The sequence below is a fragment of the Haladaptatus sp. genome (assembly GCF_049589095.1).
Taxonomy (GTDB): Archaea; Halobacteriota; Halobacteria; order Halobacteriales; family Haladaptataceae; genus Haladaptatus.
On the sequence record NZ_JBAWAC010000531.1, the window covers coordinates 1 to 1,879 of the forward strand.

The 1,879-nt window shown below is 63.5% G+C and carries 2 protein-coding genes and 1 pseudogene; 2 read left to right on the forward strand and 1 reads right to left on the reverse strand.

Annotated elements, in window-relative coordinates; genetic code table 11:
- A pseudogene (locus tag WBV42_RS16620) lies at positions 1-430 on the reverse strand (hypothetical protein); the annotation flags it as partial.
- Positions 431-525: 95 nt separating this feature from the next.
- On the opposite strand from WBV42_RS16620, the gene WBV42_RS16625 reads away from it, so the two are divergent.
- On the forward strand, positions 526-1,242 hold the full coding sequence (locus WBV42_RS16625; RefSeq protein WP_423987014.1) for a DUF2103 domain-containing protein: 717 nt from the start codon (positions 526-528) through the stop codon (positions 1,240-1,242).
- Between the two features lie 403 nt (positions 1,243-1,645).
- Positions 1,646-1,801, forward strand: a complete 156-nt coding sequence (locus tag WBV42_RS16630; protein WP_190303757.1) for a hypothetical protein — start codon at positions 1,646-1,648, stop codon at positions 1,799-1,801.
- Positions 1,802-1,879 lie beyond the last annotated feature (78 nt).

The following is a 1,879-nucleotide window of genomic DNA, read 5'->3' on the forward strand; positions in this document are numbered from 1 at the left end:
TCGCCGCGGCGGCCGTCGTTCGGTAGCGGAGGACGACGGTATTCGTTCCGACGACGCGGGCGTCGAGAAGCGTTCCGGGACCTCGGTATCGGACGATGCCGTCGAGCACCGTCGGATTCTCCCGGAAATACTCGGCGGTGTCCTCGTTCGTTAGCCGGTTTCGAATCGTCCACGTCGCGGTGCCGTTTTCGTGAACGCGGATCGTCGCCGTGCTGTGTTCGACGCCGGTCGCGGTTTCGTTCTCGTTCTCGATTTCGTGTGTTCCGCCGTACCAATGTGTGGCTTCGGTGAAGCCGTTTCCGCACGGTCCGCAGAACGGTTCGGGCGGCGGGGTGCTCACCACGGGAACCGCCACGAATACCGCGAGGAGGGACAGGAGGGCGAGCAGTGAGAGAAAGGAACCACGGGAGGTGACTGTCCGGAAGCGCATACCCGAAATTGTCTTCCATCCGATATTTATCTTTCTCTCATCGAACTCGATTCCGAAACGCCGACGTTAAACGCCGCGATTGGCAATGAACGCGCATGAACTGTCGGCAGTGTGCGTCCTCGCTCGAACGACCGGGCGACTACTGCCTGGTCTGCCGGACGCAGAACGCCGACTCCGTCGTCCTCACCGTCGCCCGCAACCACGCCGAACTCACGATGCTCCGGGACGAAACCGTCGTGGGGAAGACTGGCGTCCGGACCACGCCAGAGGACGGTGAAAACGAGGTCGTCGAACTCCGCAACTTCGCGGGGCGCATCGCCGACGAAGTCCGCCGGAAACATCCTGAGGAGGTGTACGCGGCGGGCGACCGCGACGTGATTCGGGCGATTCGGGCGAAACTCCACCACGACTTCTACCGCGTCGGCGACGAGGACCCGGTCGAGGAGGTGCTTGCCCGCCGAGGGGAGCGCTCGCTCGAAGTCGTGGACCTCGACCCGAGCGAGAAACTCGGCGGCTCACACACCACGCTCATCGGCAACCGCGACGGCATGCGGGTGATTCGGGAAGTCGCCTGCCACCCGCACGTCAAGAAGGTCATCCCCGGTCCCATCAGCGCCGGAGGGTCGAGTTCGGACTCCGGCGTCCGCGCCAAGGCGACCCGCGCCGACGAGAACGGCAACGTCCGCATCCTCCTCCGCGACGGCTCCAGCGTGCAGGAGAACCGCGTCGTCACTACCGCGATGGACCGCGAACTCGGCGAGCGGATTCGGGAGGATCTGAACGAAGCGCTGCGGGAGAGCGGGTTTCAGTAGCCCACGAATCGGATTTCGGTTTTCGTTCGACGCGTCCGTTGGTAGGTCTCGTACAACCTTGTCCAACCGGACGGCGCGTGCTGGCGGGACCGCGCAACCAGCGGTCGGTTGGGCGGTCCCGGGATACCGCGCGAGGGATGAACGAGGACGCGCCCGACAGGCGCGTCGGAGTGAATCGGCTGGGGAGGCGGGTGGTGCTGTGCGGTTGCGATGCGGTGCGGTGGTGGTGTGGTGCGGTGTGGTCTCATCGACGTCTGTACTTGCTGTCACGGCAAAACGAGAAGCGGCTCGTCGCGAGCGTGCAGCCGTAACTTTTGTAGTCGAATCCCCCGACTACACTCAATCACGCCCGTTTCTGACGAAGCCCCAGTCCTTTTGGGCCTGCGTAATTATATGTAATTACATGGCCTCACGCTACGACGCGATACTCACGGCTATTCCGACGCTATCGGGCGGTGGATACGTGGCTGGGCAGTTCACGTCGTTCCCGATGGCCATCCTCGGCCTGCTCGGGGCACTGTTGGTCGTCGGGTACGCGTTGGCTCGCCCGCCGGTCTGAACTCAAAGGGTTTATCAGTCCTCTCGGGTTATTTCCCGGTACTATGGCCGAAGACTCTCGATCACGAACCGGCAGTGC

Excerpts from the sequence above, each read along its gene's own strand:
- WBV42_RS16625 (WP_423987014.1), top strand. The coding sequence starts at position 526 with ATGAACTGTCGGCAGTGTGCGTCCTCGCTCGAACGACCGGGCGACTAC.
- WBV42_RS16630 (WP_190303757.1), top strand. The coding sequence starts at position 1,646 with ATGGCCTCACGCTACGACGCGATACTCACGGCTATTCCGACGCTATCG.